Below are 2,094 nucleotides of genomic sequence, written 5' to 3' on the forward strand. Positions count from 1 at the left end.
GGGCGGGCTTCGCCACCGAGGTTGTTGGCCGCGTGCTCGCATGGGGCGAAGAGACGTTCGGGCGGGAGAAGACCGTCTGCATCATCGATCCGGAAAACGTCGCTTCGCTGAGGGTCGCGGCGAAGTGCGGTTTCCGGGAAGTGGTGCAGACCACCTATCACGACGCCCCGACCATCCTGCTGGCGCGGTGACCCTAGAGCCGGCTCTAATCAAAGGGATAGAGCATGATGTCGTCCGAAAAACCGCTTCACACTTTTCGGCATCATGCTCCAGGCGGCGTCATCGACTGGACATACCCGCTCTGTTAGCATCGAGTATAATGCGAAGGGGGGACGATCGATGCGTGCATTCAAGACGACAGCTCTAACGTTTTTCTGGGCGGTGCTGGTGCTCATGCTGGCCGGACGGCTGGCGGCAGCCGACGCGACGGCGCCGACCGCCGATATCGAGGGCGCCGCCGACAACCATCTCGCCAAGCGCTACGAAGGCTCGTTCATCGTCTCCTATGAGAAACTGGCCTTCACGGATTTCAGCGTGCCGCTGTCGCCGCTGAAGCCGAGCGCGGACCCCGACGCGCGCGATGCGATGAACAATCGTGTCTTCGCACCCGACAAGAAGGCCGAGGTCGAGGGCGCTTTGACCCGCATCGCCTATGTGCTGCCGGCCGAGCGTTCGCCGCTCGAAGTGCTGCGCAACTATCAGGATGTGATCGCGGCGGCCGGCGGCGAAATCCTGTTCGAATGCAAGAAGGAGGAATGCGGTGGCGCCGCTGACCGCTCGTCGAGCGGCGGGGGCGGCGACATGAGCCTGACGATGTATTCCTTCCATGAGAGCGATCTGAAGGACGCGGCATTCTCCAATGGCGCCTGCGCACTGACCTCCGGCATCAACGACCAGCGCTATTTCTCGGCCAAGGTGCCGCAGGACGGCGGCGACGCCTATGTGACCGTGCAGACCTATTCGATGACCGACGATCTCTACTGCAAGGAGCTCAACGGCCGCACCGTTGCCATCGTCCAGGTGCTGGAACCCAAGGCGCGCGACAAGAAGATGGTGGTGGTCGAGGCGGCCAAGATGGCGGATTCACTCTCCGCCACCGGCAGCATTTCGCTCTACGGCATCTTCTTCGACACCGACAAGGCCGACATCAAGCCGGAGTCGGAACCAACGCTGAAGGAAATTTCGACGCTGCTGGCCAACGACCCTGATATGGCCGTGATCGTCGTCGGCCACACCGACAATCAAGGCGCCTTCGACTACAATCTCGACCTGTCGTCGCGACGGGCGCAAGCGGTCAAGGCGGCACTTGTGTCGAAATACGGCATCGACGGGGCGCGGCTGACCGCTGCTGGCGCCGGCATGATGGCGCCTGTCGCCAGCAATGATGATGACGCGGGCCGCGCCAAGAACCGCCGTGTGGTTCTGGTCAAGTTGAACTGAAGCGAGTCTTCCGAACGAGGACGCATTCTAGCTGGCCTTGCGGCGCAGCTTTTGCGCCAGATCGACCCATGGATCGGTGACGATCTCTGCGGCCGGCGCGACGCTTTTGCAGAGCAATGCCGTTGAGGCGTCAAACGGCTGAGGTCTGGCGATTGCATAGCCCTGGGCATAGTCGACGCCGATCTTTTTCAGCGCCGCAATGATGCCATCGCTTTCGACGAACTCGGCGATGGTGCGCTTGCCCATGACCTTGCCGATGTGATGGATCATCTCGACCATGGCATGGTCAATGCGGTCTTCCATCATGTCCTTGACGAAGCTGCCGTCGATCTTGAGGTAGTCGACGGGCAGGTGCTTCAGATAGGCGAAGGACGACATGCCCGAGCCGAAATCGTCGAGCGCGAAGCGGCAGCCCAGGCCGCGCAGATCAGCGATGAAGCGCATGGCATTGTTGAGATTGGCAATGGCGCTGGTTTCGGTGATCTCCAGGCAGATCATGGCAGGCGAAATGCCATGGACGAGGAACTGTTCGCGCAGGAAGCCGAGGAATGTCTCGTCACCAAAAGTCGCTCCGGAAAGATTGATGGCGCAGGTGGAGATCGGAGCCGAGCGCTATGGCCTGATGCCATCGATCGACCGCTGGGTGGTCCGCAA

At 61.4% G+C, this 2,094-nt stretch carries 2 protein-coding genes and 1 pseudogene; 2 read left to right on the forward strand and 1 reads right to left on the reverse strand.

Features of this window, described 5'->3' with window-relative positions:
- On the forward strand, positions 1 to 191 hold a 191-nt coding region (locus tag EN935_RS32900; protein ID WP_164771564.1), incomplete at its 5' end, for a GNAT family N-acetyltransferase.
- A 148-nt stretch (positions 192 to 339) separates the two neighbouring features.
- Positions 340 to 1,440: an OmpA family protein gene (locus EN935_RS32905; RefSeq protein WP_109658860.1), complete on the forward strand. Its 1,101-nt coding sequence runs from the start codon at positions 340 to 342 to the stop codon at positions 1,438 to 1,440.
- A gap of 27 nt (positions 1,441 to 1,467) precedes the next feature.
- Here EN935_RS32905 and EN935_RS32910 read toward each other — a convergent pair.
- Positions 1,468 to 2,049, reverse strand: a pseudogene (locus EN935_RS32910) (EAL domain-containing protein); the annotation flags it as partial.
- Between the last annotated feature and the right edge of the window lie 45 nt (positions 2,050 to 2,094).

The organism is Mesorhizobium sp. M7D.F.Ca.US.004.03.1.1, from assembly GCF_003998635.1.
GTDB lineage: Bacteria > Pseudomonadota > Alphaproteobacteria > Rhizobiales > Rhizobiaceae > Mesorhizobium > Mesorhizobium loti.